At 49.8% G+C, this 14096-nt stretch carries 16 protein-coding genes; 7 read left to right on the plus strand and 9 right to left on the minus strand.

The window, feature by feature from the left end; translation table 11 throughout:
- Positions 1 to 27: 27 nt before the first annotated feature.
- The 6 genes from BM318_RS01105 to BM318_RS01130 all read right to left on the minus strand — a co-directional run bounded on the left by BM318_RS01105 (position 28) and on the right by BM318_RS01130 (position 5086).
- Entirely contained in the window at positions 28 to 921 is an 894-nt protein-coding gene (locus tag BM318_RS01105; RefSeq protein WP_092979994.1) for a rhomboid family protein, read from the minus strand.
- Positions 921 to 1670 (minus strand): rhomboid family intramembrane serine protease, encoded by a 750-nt coding sequence (locus BM318_RS01110; protein WP_092979996.1) that lies wholly within the window; start codon positions 1668 to 1670, stop codon positions 921 to 923. Before BM318_RS01110 ends, BM318_RS01105 begins: the two co-directional genes overlap by 1 nt.
- On the minus strand, positions 1670 to 3469 hold the full coding sequence (gene mutL / locus BM318_RS01115) for a DNA mismatch repair endonuclease MutL (RefSeq protein WP_092979998.1): 1800 nt from the start codon (positions 3467 to 3469) through the stop codon (positions 1670 to 1672). Before mutL ends, BM318_RS01110 begins: the two co-directional genes overlap by 1 nt.
- A complete protein-coding gene (locus tag BM318_RS01120; RefSeq protein WP_092980000.1) occupies positions 3469 to 3774 on the minus strand; it encodes a riboflavin synthase subunit beta in 306 nt (101 codons plus the stop codon). The genes mutL and BM318_RS01120 overlap by 1 nt, the downstream gene beginning before the upstream one ends.
- 68 nt (positions 3775 to 3842) lie before the next feature.
- Positions 3843 to 4319 carry a 6,7-dimethyl-8-ribityllumazine synthase gene (gene ribH, locus BM318_RS01125; protein ID WP_092980002.1) on the minus strand — a complete coding sequence of 159 codons (477 nt, stop codon included), beginning with the start codon at positions 4317 to 4319 and terminating at the stop codon, positions 3843 to 3845.
- Positions 4319 to 5086 (minus strand): tetratricopeptide repeat protein, encoded by a 768-nt coding sequence (locus BM318_RS01130; protein ID WP_092980004.1) that lies wholly within the window; start codon positions 5084 to 5086, stop codon positions 4319 to 4321. Before BM318_RS01130 ends, ribH begins: the two co-directional genes overlap by 1 nt.
- 118 nt (positions 5087 to 5204) lie before the next feature.
- Here BM318_RS01130 and recF point away from each other — a divergent pair, with 118 nt between their 5' ends.
- From recF to BM318_RS01145, 3 genes are read left to right on the plus strand one after another with little or no spacing between them, the layout of a single operon-like run.
- A complete protein-coding gene (gene recF / locus BM318_RS01135; RefSeq protein WP_092980006.1) occupies positions 5205 to 6314 on the plus strand; it encodes a DNA replication/repair protein RecF in 1110 nt (369 codons plus the stop codon).
- The gene (locus BM318_RS01140) at positions 6295 to 6750 is read left to right on the plus strand and encodes a hypothetical protein (RefSeq protein WP_092980007.1); all 456 of its coding nucleotides are present in this window, start codon (positions 6295 to 6297) and stop codon (positions 6748 to 6750) included. Before recF ends, BM318_RS01140 begins: the two co-directional genes overlap by 20 nt.
- Positions 6737 to 7030 carry a DciA family protein gene (locus BM318_RS01145; RefSeq protein WP_092980008.1) on the plus strand — a complete coding sequence of 98 codons (294 nt, stop codon included), beginning with the start codon at positions 6737 to 6739 and terminating at the stop codon, positions 7028 to 7030. The genes BM318_RS01140 and BM318_RS01145 overlap by 14 nt, the downstream gene beginning before the upstream one ends.
- Position 7031: 1 nt before the next feature.
- Here the strand turns inward: BM318_RS01145 and BM318_RS01150 are convergent, their stop codons facing one another.
- On the minus strand, positions 7032 to 7454 hold the full coding sequence (locus BM318_RS01150) for a nucleoside-diphosphate kinase (protein WP_092980010.1): 423 nt from the start codon (positions 7452 to 7454) through the stop codon (positions 7032 to 7034).
- A 67-nt stretch (positions 7455 to 7521) separates the two neighbouring features.
- On the minus strand, positions 7522 to 8556 hold the full coding sequence (locus BM318_RS01155) for an alkaline phosphatase D family protein (protein ID WP_092980011.1): 1035 nt from the start codon (positions 8554 to 8556) through the stop codon (positions 7522 to 7524).
- Between the two features lie 64 nt (positions 8557 to 8620).
- On the opposite strand from BM318_RS01155, the gene BM318_RS01160 reads away from it, so the two are divergent.
- The 3 genes from BM318_RS01160 to BM318_RS01170 are packed head-to-tail and all read left to right on the plus strand — an operon-like array spanning position 8621 to position 11308.
- Positions 8621 to 9637: a DHH family phosphoesterase gene (locus BM318_RS01160; RefSeq protein ID WP_092980012.1), complete on the plus strand. Its 1017-nt coding sequence runs from the start codon at positions 8621 to 8623 to the stop codon at positions 9635 to 9637.
- On the plus strand, positions 9634 to 10197 hold the full coding sequence (gene gldI / locus BM318_RS01165) for a gliding motility-associated peptidyl-prolyl isomerase GldI (protein WP_092980014.1): 564 nt from the start codon (positions 9634 to 9636) through the stop codon (positions 10195 to 10197). Before BM318_RS01160 ends, gldI begins: the two co-directional genes overlap by 4 nt.
- A 7-nt stretch (positions 10198 to 10204) precedes the next feature.
- A complete protein-coding gene (locus tag BM318_RS01170) occupies positions 10205 to 11308 on the plus strand; it encodes a peptidylprolyl isomerase (RefSeq protein WP_092980016.1) in 1104 nt (367 codons plus the stop codon).
- An 11-nt stretch (positions 11309 to 11319) separates the two neighbouring features.
- Here BM318_RS01170 and BM318_RS01175 read toward each other — a convergent pair whose 3' ends face one another.
- Positions 11320 to 12777 carry an aminoacyl-histidine dipeptidase gene (locus tag BM318_RS01175; RefSeq protein ID WP_092980018.1) on the minus strand — a complete coding sequence of 486 codons (1458 nt, stop codon included), beginning with the start codon at positions 12775 to 12777 and terminating at the stop codon, positions 11320 to 11322.
- A 98-nt stretch (positions 12778 to 12875) separates the two neighbouring features.
- On the opposite strand from BM318_RS01175, the gene BM318_RS01180 reads away from it, so the two are divergent.
- Positions 12876 to 13997 (plus strand): DUF3810 domain-containing protein, encoded by a 1122-nt coding sequence (locus BM318_RS01180; RefSeq protein WP_092980019.1) that lies wholly within the window; start codon positions 12876 to 12878, stop codon positions 13995 to 13997.
- Positions 13998 to 14096 lie beyond the last annotated feature (99 nt).

Consider the following 14096-nt stretch of genomic DNA (forward strand, 5'->3'; position numbering starts at 1 on the left):
GGACCTGGACCGCGAATCCTCCCGGTATTAATCTTCCTTCCCTGCTTTAAAGAGAAAATCCTTCTCGGCCTGGGTAAGGCTTTCGTACCCCGACTTACTGATCTTATCCAGGATACCATCGATTTTCCGCTGCTTGGTGGCCTTATCGTAATCGGCTTTGGTGGGCGCGGATCGTTGCTTCTTATAAACCGTTTTCATCGGCGCTTTACGCTCGCGCTTTTCAAACAGCCCTCCCAGGCTATTGAAGAAGTTCGCCAAACCATCCAGCAAGCGGGAAAATCCGGCGCCCAGATCTTTCCCTTCCCGGGACTGACTGGCATACAGGTAACCGAGCAAGGCACCGCCCAGGTGGGCAATCCTTCCTCCTGCATTATCTCCCAGGGGAATCATCAGTAAATCCAGCAATACAAAGAAGGCCCCTACATGCCAGAGTTTAACATTGAAAAAGAAGATCCGGATTGGGAGGTTCGGGGAATAAGTGCAGACGTAAATCAACACCGCCATTACCCCGGCCGAAGCCCCGATCAGCGGAGAACGGCTGGCGGCAAATGCCGGGAAAATATTATAGGCTGCCAGGAAAAACAATCCCCCCAGAATAACCCCCAGGAAATAGACATTCACAAAGCGGCGCGTCCCAAAGAAATTAAAAAAGATACGGGCCATATAATACAGCAGCAGCATATTGAAAAACAAGTGCCAGAAACTCCCGTGTAAGAAACTATAGGTAACCAAAGACCAGGGTTGCAGGGCAAAATCCCCAAGCCCTTTCGGCAACTCAAACCAGGCCTCCAGTGCCAAAATCGGAATCTGGAATAAGAACGAAGCCAGCCTGAAAACCAGGTAGACTGCTACATTGACCACAATGAGTTTTTCTGCAAAATTTGCCCGGGCAAACTGATATTTTAAGTTGCCACTATTCATCAATTCCAGCGGTTTTGATTAAACTGATTTTTCTTCCAGTACCACATCATCAGGAAACCTATAAGCGCTCCTCCCACGTGGGCAAAATGCGCAATCCCCGCACCAAAAATGGAATATCCGGTAAGTCCGGAGAACAAATCCAGGGCAATAAGGGCCGGGATAAAATATTTTGCTTTGATGGGGATCGGGAGGAAAATGAGAAACAATTCCGCATTTGGAAAAAGCATACCAAAGGCCACCAGCACCCCATAAATGGCCCCCGAAGCACCTACAGCCGGGGTATTGAATGCCTGAAATGTGCTTTGAACGGTCTCAATAGAGGTCTTTTCCACCCAGGCCGGCATATATTGTTCCTTGGCCATCAAATCCAAAACCTGCGAAGGGTCAAACCCCGCAGCTGCAATAGTATCCAATCCGCGATGCACCTCAATATAGCTCACTCCGCTGTGGATTAAGGCAGCTCCAATCCCTGCCGAGAAATAGAAAAACAGGAATTTTTTGGTTCCCCACATCCGTTCCAAAGGAGTTCCGAAGGCCCAGAGCGCATACATATTAAAAAGAATATGCATAAAGGTGTCCGGGCTGTGCATAAACATATGGGAGACCAATTGCCATATCCTGAAATTGGGATGCTCGGGATACCATAAGGAGAGTTGCTGATACAAAATATCCCCATATAACATGGAGGCTACATAAAACAATACGTTTATGATCAGCAAGTGCTTTATCCCATCGGTAAGTCTTCCCATCAATTCAGTTTTTTAGCGATATCCTCAAGGCTGAGGGTGGTGTGTATTGGTTTATGGGACGGAGAGAGGTCCGGCTCTTTACATGCAAACAAATCGTGTACCAGTGTCTGACAGGACACCGGATCCAATGCTGCCCCAGGTTTCACAGCCATGCTGCGACTCATAGAGCGGGCCAAGCGATCGGCCTGGGAAAAATGGGCATCGTCTTCATGTGTTTTCCAATCGGCGAGCAGATCGTCTATCAATTCAGCAGCCTGGCTTTCTGCCAATTCCTCTGGAATTCCAATGATTTCAAGGCAGTCGGACTTCCAATCCCCAAAGCTGAAACCCATCCCGCCGAGCGTATCTTCCAATCCCTTTAGAATGTGCATATCCGCAGGCTCCAAAGGCAGCTTAATAGGAAACAGCAACGCCTGGCTATTCGGCATATTCCGGGTCAGGTTTTGCATCAGTTGTTCGTAGATCACCCGTTGGTGGGCCCGATGCTGGTCGATCAATACAATACCTGATTTAATGCGGCTCACGATATAGCGCTTGCCCAATTGGAAAATCCCCTGTTGGTTGTCGTCGCGATCCTCCGTAAAAAGGTTCGCCTGGCTCCCCTCGGATTCAATGATTAAATCCGCAGGAATTTCAAAGGCTTCATGCTCATAAGCAGTGCGCTTTCGAGCCGCAGGAGCTCCTGCGTTATCCGCAAAAGGATTAAAGGACCGATCTACGCTAACTGTGGGTGAAACCGCCTCCCGGTTGCGATAACCATAAGGGGTTTCCAGATTCTGGTCGCTTTCAAAATCCAATACGGGCCTGATGCTGAATTGCCCCAAGCTGTGTTTGATCGCCGAGCGCAGAATGGCGTACAGGCTTTGTTCGTCCTCGAACTTGACTTCGGTCTTGGTTGGGTGGATGTTGATATCCAGACGGTCTGGTGGCAGGTCCAGATAGAGGAAGTATCCCGGATGAACGTCCGGTTTTAATAACCCTTCGAATGCACTGATGACCGCATGATGCAAATAGGAACTCTTGATAAATCTTCTGTTGACAAAGAAGTACTGTTCCCCCCGGCTCTTGCGCGCGAATTCCGGCTTGCAAATAAATCCCTCCAGGCGCGCTAATTGTGTTTCCTCCTGTACAGGAACCAGCCTATCGTCCATACGGCGACCCATCAAATGCGTCAGGCGTTGCCGCAGCGGTGATTCCGGGAGTTGGTGAACCTCCTGGTCGTTATGGGTAAGGCTGAAGGCAACCTCAGGGTGAACCAGGGCTACCCGATTGAATTCTTCCAGCACGTGGCGGAATTCCACCTTGGCGGATTTCAGGAAATTTCGACGCGCAGGGATGTTGAAGAAAAGGTTTTTTACACTTACCGAAGTGCCTACTGGCGTAACGACAGCCTCTTTTAATTGTACCTGATCCCCGGCAAGTCGGAGTTTAATCCCAAGCTCAGTATCGGATTCCCGGGTGAGCATTTCGACCTGGGCAATAGCAGCGATCGAAGCCAGGGCTTCTCCCCGGAATCCCTTGGTATGCAGTTGGAATAAATCTGCTGCCGATTGAATTTTGGAGGTTGCGTGACGTTTAAAGCTCAATGCCGCATCCTCCGGGCTCATCCCGCACCCATTGTCGACAACCTGAACCAGGGCCTTTCCGCCATCGCGGACCACTAATTCAATACGTGTTGCTCCGGAATCAATAGCATTCTCCAGTAACTCCTTGACAATCGAGGCCGGACGCTGCACAACTTCCCCTGCAGCGATTTGGTTCGCAACATGATCGGGTAAAACTTTAATGCGGTCGGCCATCAGGACGGAAAAAATATGGATAGGTCAAAATCTAAAATGTACAGGACGATAAGGAGCAAAATGGCAAAAATGACCAGGAATCGCAAACGCAGGTTACGGTCGCCTTCCCTTTTGAGATCATTCACTGCATTTCGAAACCGATTCTTTACTCCGCCCTGCCGGTCTACTGTGGTACGAAACTTATCGAACTTATGCTCGAACTTATAGGGATTATTCATAAGCCCATCACGCCCGTGCTCCCCTTCAGAATAGCGGGGTTTGTAGCCGTACTTCTTATTTTTCTTAAGCTTCGAAGAAAGTTTCATAATGCACCTCCAAAAATAGGGAAAATGAGCGCGAAGACCGCGTGGAGGCTGCCAAAAAAAGTTAAGATCTACAGGGCCGCCATCTGAATGGCAGCAACGGCTGCTTCGGTACCCTTATTTCCGTGTTTGCCACCGCTTCTCGCTTTGGCCTGATCCATATTGTCGTCGGTGAGGACGCAAAAAATAACCGGGGCGTTTCCTCGGAGGTTCAAGTCTTTGATGCCTTGTGCGGCGGCAGAACAGACGAAGTCAAAATGGGCCGTTTCTCCGCGGATTACACTGCCAATAGCTATAACCGCATCGGGCATTTCCCGCTCTATCATTCGGCGACAACCATAGGCCAGCTCAAATGTTCCGGGAACTTCCCATCGAATTTGGCGGTCTTCGGCGACCCCACAGGCGATTAGGGTATCCCTAGCCCCCTGATACAGGGCTTCGGTAATTTCTGTGTTCCATTGAGATACCACCAGACCAATGCGCATCCCGGAAGCATCCGGCAGCTTAGTAGCGTCAAACGCACTGAGGTCTTTCCCGGCGGTAGCCATTACTGAGCAGCTTGAGCCCGGCCGATATAGCCTTCTACCCCATTCGCCTGGGCAGATTGCGGGAATTCTTCTGAGATACGCTCGAAATATCCGAGCGCCTTAGCTCCCTGGCCTAGTTCCAGGGCCGCAATACCTGCTTTTTGAAGATATACGGGGGTGGTAAATTCATTATCCTCTGCCTTAAGCGCCTTCTCGTAGTAGTTCAGCGCATCAGACGTTTGTCCGAGTTCCATAAAGGCATCTCCAATGGCCCCCTGGCTTACTGCCTCATAGGTCCCTCCATCGGATTTGAAATCCTCCAGGTAACTAATAGCCTTGTCGTATTGATCCAGGTGCAAATAAGAAACACCTGCAGCGTAATTGGCCAGATTGGCCGCCTTGGTTCCCGAATACTCTCCAATGATGTCGAGGAGGCCATATTTACCTTCAGCGCCATTCAGGGCCAGGGTATAGAGCGAATCCGCTATGGCATCCTGCTGTTGAGCCTGACGGAAATACTCCATAGGATAAAAGAGTTCGTTGCTGGCTGTGGTTTCCTTAGGTTCCTGAATAAATTTCTCGTATCCCAGGTAAGCCAAAACTCCTACGGCGACAACTCCGATAATACCCAGAATGTAGTTCTGGTTGCGGGCTACCCATTGTTCGGTGCGGGAGGCACTGGTGTCCAGTGTGTTGAATACTTCGGCCGTTGTACTCTCTTCCGCCCATTGCCGAGCCTCTTCTGCCTTATTTTTTGGCTTGTGCCCGCGTTTCTTGTATGTCGCCATTATTTGTATTATTTGGTCGCGCAAAAATAAAGGTTTTATCGTAAACCGAAAGTCATTTTATTTGTTATTTTTCCGCCCTGCCAACGCCTTTAAATAGTTCGGCCAGAGACTGATCTTCATGATACTAAATCATTTGTCTTTAATTAATTACAAGAATTTTGATAGTCGGAAATTCCAATTCGACCAGAAGATAAATTGCCTGGTGGGGGCTAATGGAAAAGGCAAGACCAATGTATTAGATGCAATTTACCACCTGGCTTTCGGTAAAAGTTATTTCAATCCGGTCAGCTCACAGAATATCCGACACGGGGAAGAATTTTTCCTGATCGAAGGTGCGTTTGAGCGGGACGTGGACGGGGATTCAGAGATGTCCGGAAACGCTCGAGAAGTAAAGGTGAGTTGTAGTTTTAAGAAAGGTGCCAAGAAAACGATCAAGCGCGATGGCAAGATTTACGACCGGATTTCAGACCATATCGGGGAAATCCCGTTGGTCATTGTATCTCCGGCAGATCGCGACCTGATCCTGGAGGGAAGTGATACCCGCCGGAAATTTATGGACGGCGTTATCGCCCAGTCCGATCGCGCTTATCTGCAGGATGTTCTGGACTACAATAAGGTGCTTTCCCAACGCAATGCACTGTTGAAATATTTTGCGGCGAACAGTCAGTTTCAACCCGACACCCTGGAGGTCTACAACGGACAATTGCAGGAACTGGGGGAGCGCATTCACGCCCGTCGCAAGGCGTTTATTGAAGCCTTCCAACCGTATTTTACCGCACAGTACCAGACTATTTCAGGCGGTGGGGAAACCGTTAGCCTCCATTACAAAAGTCATTTGGACGAAGGCCCGATGGAGGAGCTCTTTGCCTCCAGCCTTTCTCGGGATCGCCTTTTGCAGTACACTACCAAAGGAATACACAAGGACGATCTCAAAATGAACATTGACGGTCATCCCATTAAGAAGTTCGGCAGTCAGGGACAGCAAAAATCCTATCTGATCGCACTCAAATTTGCGCAGTTCGCCCTGATGAAGGATCGTTTAAAAGGAACACCGATTTTACTGCTGGACGATATCTTTGACAAATTAGACGCAGGACGTGTGGCGCATATCGTCGGAATGGTCAACGGGGAAAATTTTGGCCAGATCTTTATCAGTGATACCCATGCCAACCGGACCGAAGAAATTGTTGCACAAACCCATCAATCTTATGCTTTGCTCAAACTTTAAGCTCAACTTTTTAAGGTCCTTATTCCTGACGGCCTCCGGACTGGCGCTTCTGATATCCTGCGGAAATTCCGTGGGCAATCCCGAACTGCTCAATGGATATTGGGAAATCCGGGAGGTCGAATTTCCAGATGGGCAGCAAAAGGAATACATGGCTAACAGTACCATCGATTTCTTCCAGGTGGAAGGCCTGGCCGGGTACCGGAAAAAGGTACAACCTCAGGTAAATGGTACCTTCCAGACTTCTGATGATGCAGCACCTTTGCGTATCGTACAGGAGGAAGGAAGCCTATATCTCGTCTTTGAACAGGAGGAAGAAAGTTGGCAGGAGGAAGTCCTGAAACTAACCGATTCAGAGTTGATTACAAGGCACGATAACGGATTGGAATATACGTATGAGCGGCATAATCCCCTACCTTTAGCCAATGGCACGAAGTGATGAAGAACAATCCCTGGGCGATGCCCTGGATGCATTCCTGAAAGGCTCTAAGCTGCGAAAAGGCCTGGACCAGGTCGACATTACCCAAGCCTGGTCAGAGGTACTCGGTCCGGGCGTGTCTAACTACACCCAAAACGTACGCCTGCAGGGGACGACACTTTACGTAAGCCTCAGCTCTTCAGTGCTCCGGGAAGAATTAAGCCTGGGCCGCAGCAGGATTGTAGTCCTGCTTAACGATCACCTGGGCCGGGAAATTATCGATTCGATAGTGTTGCGGTAGATCAGGAATAGATCTCGCGGCCGGAAAAATGGAAAGCTCCTTCGATGGCAGCGTTTTCGTCACTGTCCGAACCGTGAACGGCGTTTTCACCGATGTCCTTCGCAAATAATTTACGAATAGTGCCTTCGGCGGCTTCTGCCGGGTTGGTGGCCCCGATCAGTGCGCGGAAATCCTCAACAGCATTGTCCTTTTCCAGGATAGCCGAAACAATTGGCCCACGTGTCATGAAAGTAACCAGCTCCCCGAAAAATGGGCGCTCCTTGTGGATGGCATAGAATTCCTCGGCATCCCTCCGGCTCAGTTGGGTATACTTCATGGCAATGATCTTAAAGCCTGCAGCCGTGATTTTCTCCAGGATTGCCCCGATATGTCCGTTTTCAACGGCATCGGGCTTGATCATTGTAAAGGTTCTGTTTCCGGTCATTATCTAAAATTTTCGGCAAAAATAGGCTTTTGCAGGCAACCGGCAAACTCAGGTTTGTTAATAGCTATCAATATTGCTGCACCATTTCCCGAAGCACTTGCCCTTTATCGCCTCGTATTTGCAAGGTAGCCTTACGGCTGTCCAAATCGAGCAGGACCATACCAAAACTCTCAATAGCCACTACTTCCCCGACCCGATAGCGATTGGGTTCACCTGAAAAATTGCGATAGGCATGGGTGAGCCCGCTGGAGGTAAAATCGATCAGTGGATATGCAGCTGCTTTATATTCTATCTGTGATATTTCGGAAATATGGCGGTCCCCGGTTAGCATGATAACTCCCTTAGCTCTTGAATTAACAATAGTTTCCAGGAGTCGGGATTGCTCGGCCGGGAACAAGCCCCAGGTTTCAAAACCGTGTTCTGAGGAAAGTACCTGGATGCTACTGACGATTATATTAAAGTCGGCCTGGGAAGCTTCTAACTCCCGGGTTAGCCAATTCCATTGTGCTTCTCCAAGAACTGTTCCCCCGTCGCGAAGCTTGGGAATATATCGCTTTTTACCTGTGGGATCGGGTTGCAACGGACTGCGGAAATACCGGGTATCGAGCACCAAAACTTTTACTGACTGCCTGCCCACCTCAAACTCATGGGTGGCATAAACCCCCTCCCGCTGGCGTCGCGGACTGGCTGCAGGAACATCCATGAAATCCAGAAAAACCTGTTGGCTTTCGGCCTTGGCCGCAAATTCCACCCCCCCGTCATTGAGGCCATAGTCGTGATCGTCCCAGGTGCCAATTATCGGCATATTTTGACGCAATCGCGCGTATGCCGTATCTGCCTTCATGAGGGCATACAGGGCAGCCATTTTCTCCATATCGTCCGTGTCGGCATAGATGTTATCGCCACCCCAGATCCAGAGATCGGGATCCTGGTCCAGGATATCGTCCCAAAGCAGGTTGGGCAAATCGGTTCGGTTACAACTTCCGAAGGCGATCCGAAATTCAGCGGCTTCCTCCCGCTTCTCATCTCCGGTGGCTGGCTTGTTAGACTTGCAGGACAGCATTAAAAACACAAGGGACACCCCGATTAAATAACGATACATACGCGCAGATTTAGATCGACTTAAATGTACCCAATTCCCTGTCAATAATTGTATCTTTGCGCCCATGAATGCGGAGCACGCCCGACGTTTGAATGAATTATTGGCCACAAGGCCTCCTATTCTGCTGATACCACATAAGAATCCTGACGGGGATGCCATAGGCAGTTGCCTGGGACTCATGCATTACCTCCAGGCAGTCGGCCATCAGGTCAGCGTCCTGGCGCCCAATGATTTCCCCCAATTCCTGCAATGGATGCCGGGAGCAAGCGAAGTAATCCGTTTCGATCGGCAACCAGAAGCCGGAGCGGGTTTGATACGTGAGGCGGGACTTATTTTTACACTGGATTTCAACGCGCTGGACCGCAGTGGTGCCCTGGCCGAACCCTTAAAGCAGGCTACTGCTCCCATGGTAATGATCGACCACCACCAGAGTCCCGATGATTACGCAACGGTTACCTATTCGGATCCTTCGATGAGTTCCACCTGCGAAATGGTGTACCACTGTATTGCCGCCCTGGGAGGAATCGGAAAACTCAACGCAGACGCCGCCTCTTGCCTCTATGCAGGCCTTTTAACCGATACGGGCTCGTTTAAGTTTCCCTCCACCTCCCCCATAACCCTGCGGATTGCCGCTGATCTAATGGAGCGCGGGGCAGTTCCTTCGGAAATCCACCGTCAGATTTACGACACAAACCGGCCGGAACGCATCCAGCTATTAGGCTGTGCCTTAAGCAATCTCAAGATACTCCCGCAGTACCGTACCGCCTACATTACCCTATCTCAGGAAGAGCTCGATCGGCACAATTTCCGCAAGGGAGATACCGAAGGCTTTGTGAATTACGGGCTTTCTCTCGACGGTGTTATCCTGGCTGCTATCTTCATCGAGAATACCGATGAGGAGATCGTTAAAATTTCATTGAGGTCCCAGGGGGATTTCTCCGTAAATGCTATGGCGCGTGCTCATTTTGAAGGCGGAGGGCACATCAATGCCGCTGGGGGCCGCAGTACAGAATCACTAAAGGAAACTACGCTTCGGTTTGAAAGTATCTTGTCGGAGTACGCCAAAGATTTGCAACCATGAATGTAAAACCCCTGGCATTTATCTTATTACTTCTACTCCTGGCCGGATGCCAGGACGCTGTACCGCGTTGGCCGGTTGAAGAAAAAGGGGGATCTTTTCTCAAGGTATCGGCCGAGCGCAACCGCAAACTCCTGGAAGAAGAGATGCTTTTCCTGGAAGAATTGCTCGCCAAAGATTCGCTCCGCACCTATACCACCAGTGCCAGCGGCACCAAATATTATTTCGAAACCAAGGCTCCGGAAACGGAGCCTATTGCAGCGCCTGATGATCTGGTTACCCTCCAGTACAACCTAATGACCTGGGGCGGAGATACCATATATTCCCGGGAGGAAATCGGGCTACTTAAATATAAAGTAGATAAGCAGGAACTATTCCCCGGGATGCGTTCCAGTGTGAAATTATTACGCCAGGGGGAAAGCGCGGTATTTTGGTTTCCCTCCTCCCTGGGCTATGGCTATCACGGCGACCAGGATCGGATTGGTCCTAACCTGCCACTAAAGAGCCAGGTCTGGATCCTGGATATCGAAAAATCAAAAGATTCATTACCCCTCAAACCCTAAGATTTTTATGAAAAACTTACTGTATCTTCTTTGTATCAGCATGCTTCCACTTGCCGGTTGCAAATCCAATCAGTACGCAGATTTGGGTGATGGGCTATACGCCCACATGAAAACGACTAAAGGAGACATTGTCCTCAGGCTCGAATACGAAAAGACACCGGTAACCGTGGCCAGCTTTGTAACATTGGCCGAAGGAACCAGCCCTTATGTAAGCGAAGAATACAAAGACAAGCCCTACTACAACGGCGTAACCTTCCACCGGGTTATGAACGATTTCATGATTCAGGGTGGAGATCCCACAGCCTCTGGTCGCGGAGGGCCAGGGTATCAGTTCAAAGATGAATTCAACGATTCGTTGCGCCACGATCGCAAAGGACTACTCTCAATGGCGAATCCAGGATATCCCAACACCAATGGGAGTCAGTTCTTTATCACGCACGCCGAAACACCCTGGCTCGATGGAAAGCATACCATTTTCGGAGAAGTTGTTGCCGGTATTGAAGTGGTAGACTCTATTGCCGCAGTTGAAGTGAGTCAGGGGAGCAACAAACCCGTGACCGACGTGGTTATGGAGGAAGTCAATATCATCCGGCAGGGCAAAGACGCCCGAAAATTTGATGCCCTGGCTGTAATGCAGGATTACTTTGCCGAAATAGAAGCAAAGCAGGCCGCAGTAAAGGCTTTCGGAGAAGAACTTGTTGCCCAGCGTATGGAAGCGGACAGCATGGCTTCCGGATTAAAATACATCGTACTCGAGTCAGGCGAAGGGCCTAAGCCGGAAATTGGGCAAATGGTATTGGTAAACTATGCCGGATATTTAGAAAACGGGACCCTTTTCGATACCAACATCGAGGCCGAAGCCCTTAAATCCGATCAGTTCGAAGTAATAAACCGAAATCACCGGGGAATCTTTCAACCTTCTCCCATGCTTTTCAGTCCCGACTCCAGGTTGGTAGCCGGATTTAAGGAGGCTTTGCTGTCGATGCAAGTCGGAGATAAGTGGCGGGTATTCATTCCCCCCTACCTCGGATACGGACCGCAGGGAAGTGGTCCTATCCCCCCGAATGCCAATCTCATATTTGACCTGGAGTTAACGGGAATTAGCGAGTAAGCGATCCGTACTTAATCTTTGATTTGCGCAAGCAAATCCTTTAAAAACCGCCAGAACTTTTGGGTGGAGGAAATCGATGCGCGTTCGTCCGGGGAATGGGCGCCCAGTATGTCCGGACCAAAGCTGATCATATCCATGTCGGGGTAGTTGTTTTTGATTATTCCGCATTCCAATCCCCCGTGGCCGGCTTCGATTTTTGGTTCCTCGTTAAAAAGTTCCTGATAGCGGGTTGCAGCGAGTTGCAATAACTTGGAATCTGGGGCGGGTTGCCACCCCGGATAATCCCCTGAAGTGCTTACTGCATACCCGGCCAAAGCCAGGATCCCACTCAAACTGTCCAGCAGATCCCGTTTTCTGCTTTCCGATGAGGATCGGGTCAGGCATCCGATCTCCAAACGTCCCCCGGATGCAACTACCCGTGCGACGTTGTTGGATGTCTCGGTTTGTTCCGGGAACTGATAGCTCATGTAATATACCCCACTGAGCAGGGCACGTATGACCCGCAGTAGTTGGTCCGCATCTTCAACGGCCATCACCCGCTCCGGGAGTTCAGCACTCGCCCAACCAATTTGCAATCCGGGTTCAACCGCCGCGAATTCGCCTTTAATAGTTTCCGACAGCCGGGCAAAGACTTTAATAAATTGCTCACGGGACGCTTTATCCAAAGCTACCAGGGCCTTTGCTTCCCTCGGTATGGCATTTCTAAGGTTTCCCCCGGAAAACGAAGCAAGTTGTAGAGGAACTTCTTGCTGGCATTCCTGCAGGACCCGAGCCAAAATCTTATTCGCATTCCCGAGACCCTTATGAATGTCCATTCCGCTATGTCCGCCCTGGAGGCCTTCTACCGTAATATAAATCCCCTGACTCGACGGGTTAACAGCAACTTCCGAATAAATTCCGCTGCCTGTGAGATCAATTCCCCCGGCACACCCAACGGTGAGTACATTATCTTCTTCTGTATCCAGGTTTAAGAGTCGGGTACCTTTTAACCAGCCCGGTTGTAAAGATTTTGCCCCTGTCATTCCGGTTTCCTCATCGATCGTAAAGAGCGCTTCTATAGGAGGATGTTCCAGGTTATCCGAGGCAAGAACAGCCATTATCGCAGCAACCCCCAGCCCATTATCGGCACCCAGAGTAGTCCCTTGAGCACGGACCCATCCTGCTTCCACATACATGCGGATTCCTTCCGAGTCAAAATCGAATCCGGTTCCTTCATTCTGCTGGTGGACCATGTCGAGGTGGGCCTGTAAAACCACAGGTGAAAAGCCTTCCCTGCCCGAGGTTCCGGGCTTGCGGATCAGAACATTGCCTACAGCATCAGTGGAAGTTTCCAAACCCAGCGACTTTCCGAAATCCTGCATAAACGCGATAATGCGTTCTTCCTTTTTCGAGGGTCGGGGAACGGCATTAAGGGCTTCAAAATGCGCCCATACTTCCCGGGGTTCCACAGCTTCTAAAACCTGGCTCATAAGACGGTAATTTTATTGGCCGACTAAGGTATAAAATTCGAAGCGGCTTCTTCTAGCTGGCAAAATCCATATTTTTAAGGCAGAAAAAATCACTGTAAATGACGGCCAAGCGTGCGCCCTGGTTTAAAAAAATCCCGAATCTGCTGGTTTTAAGCCTCCCGCTGCAGTGGTTGCTGATCCAATGGCTGAGCCGAAATCCCGAATGGGTAGAACGCAATTACAGCCAGGGGATCTATCTCATTTTTTCCGGCTTTTTCCGCTGGCTTTACGGCTGGATCCCCTTTTCGATTGGGGATGTGATTTACATATTCCTCCTGGCTTATTCCACCTACCTCCTGATTACGCGATGGCGTGGCATTCGACTGCATTGGAAAAGTTATCTGCGAAATATCATTGCCGCCTTTGCGGTAATTCACTTTACCTTTTATCTGCTTTGGGGACTCAATTACTTCCGCCAACCCCTGGGAGATCGCCTGGGGCTTAAAAAGGAATATTCCCAGGGTGAATTGCTGGCAATGACCCATTACCTTACCGAAAAGGTGAACCGGCAACAGGAGTCGCTTCCGGCCGATTCCCAAAAGCTGCTTTTTGAACCTTATGAGAAGGCGGTGATCTTTGACCAAACCCTGGATGGGTATGGCCGCATTGCAGATAGCGTTCCCGCCCTGGCTTATAACCGACACAGCCTGAAAACTTCCCTGATCAGCACCCCTTTAACCTATATGGGGTATGGCGGATACCTGAACCCTTTTACCGGGGAAGCCCAGGTAAATGCCAGGCTGCCTTTATTTCGGTTCCCGGTGGTCAGCGCCCATGAAATTGGCCATCAGTTGGGTTATTCGGCTGAAAACGAAACGAACTTTATCGGTTACCTGGTTACCCGGCAGCAGGAAGATCCGCTGTTGCAGTATACGGCAGAGGCTTATGCCTTGAGTTACTGCCTTTCTGAAATTAACCGACGCGACTCCGTTTTGGCCAAACAATGGGTCAATCGACTCAATCCTGGAGTCCGGGCGCATTATGCGAAGCAGCGAACCTTTTGGGAAGCCTTTGAAAATCCATTGGAGCCTGTTTTTAAGGCCATTTTTAATTCATACCTCAAGGCCAACAAGCAACAAGATGGAATCCGGAGTTACAACCGGGTTGTGGGGCTAATAATCGCCTATCATCGGCAGCAGGGACTCCTTCCACAAATCCCGGAACCCACTCCCGAGGACTGATTATCCGGAATCCCTGAATTCTCGGTTTAATTGATCCAAATATTCGGGTATTATAGCCAGTAAACGCCTGTAGTTCCTTATTTTTAGTGTCGACTAATT

The sequence above is a fragment of the Robiginitalea myxolifaciens genome, assembly GCF_900115205.1.
Lineage (GTDB): Bacteria > Bacteroidota > Bacteroidia > Flavobacteriales > Flavobacteriaceae > Robiginitalea > Robiginitalea myxolifaciens.

Bases quoted from the DNA above. Each gene is read 5' to 3' on its own strand.
- BM318_RS01105 (WP_092979994.1), bottom strand. From the start codon at position 921: ATGAATAGTGGCAACTTAAAATATCAGTTTGCCCGGGCAAATTTTGCA.
- BM318_RS01110 (WP_092979996.1), bottom strand. From the start codon at position 1,670: ATGGGAAGACTTACCGATGGGATAAAGCACTTGCTGATCATAAACGTA.
- mutL (WP_092979998.1), bottom strand. From the start codon at position 3,469: ATGGCCGACCGCATTAAAGTTTTACCCGATCATGTTGCGAACCAAATC.
- BM318_RS01120 (WP_092980000.1), bottom strand. From the start codon at position 3,774: ATGAAACTTTCTTCGAAGCTTAAGAAAAATAAGAAGTACGGCTACAAA.
- ribH (WP_092980002.1), bottom strand. From the start codon at position 4,319: ATGGCTACCGCCGGGAAAGACCTCAGTGCGTTTGACGCTACTAAGCTG.
- BM318_RS01130 (WP_092980004.1), bottom strand. From the start codon at position 5,086: ATGGCGACATACAAGAAACGCGGGCACAAGCCAAAAAATAAGGCAGAA.
- recF (WP_092980006.1), top strand. From the start codon at position 5,205: ATGATACTAAATCATTTGTCTTTAATTAATTACAAGAATTTTGATAGT.
- BM318_RS01140 (WP_092980007.1), top strand. From the start codon at position 6,295: ATGCTTTGCTCAAACTTTAAGCTCAACTTTTTAAGGTCCTTATTCCTG.
- BM318_RS01145 (WP_092980008.1), top strand. From the start codon at position 6,737: ATGGCACGAAGTGATGAAGAACAATCCCTGGGCGATGCCCTGGATGCA.
- BM318_RS01150 (WP_092980010.1), bottom strand. From the start codon at position 7,454: ATGACCGGAAACAGAACCTTTACAATGATCAAGCCCGATGCCGTTGAA.
- BM318_RS01155 (WP_092980011.1), bottom strand. From the start codon at position 8,556: ATGTATCGTTATTTAATCGGGGTGTCCCTTGTGTTTTTAATGCTGTCC.
- BM318_RS01160 (WP_092980012.1), top strand. From the start codon at position 8,621: ATGAATGCGGAGCACGCCCGACGTTTGAATGAATTATTGGCCACAAGG.
- gldI (WP_092980014.1), top strand. From the start codon at position 9,634: ATGAATGTAAAACCCCTGGCATTTATCTTATTACTTCTACTCCTGGCC.
- BM318_RS01170 (WP_092980016.1), top strand. From the start codon at position 10,205: ATGAAAAACTTACTGTATCTTCTTTGTATCAGCATGCTTCCACTTGCC.
- BM318_RS01175 (WP_092980018.1), bottom strand. From the start codon at position 12,777: ATGAGCCAGGTTTTAGAAGCTGTGGAACCCCGGGAAGTATGGGCGCAT.
- BM318_RS01180 (WP_092980019.1), top strand. From the start codon at position 12,876: ATGACGGCCAAGCGTGCGCCCTGGTTTAAAAAAATCCCGAATCTGCTG.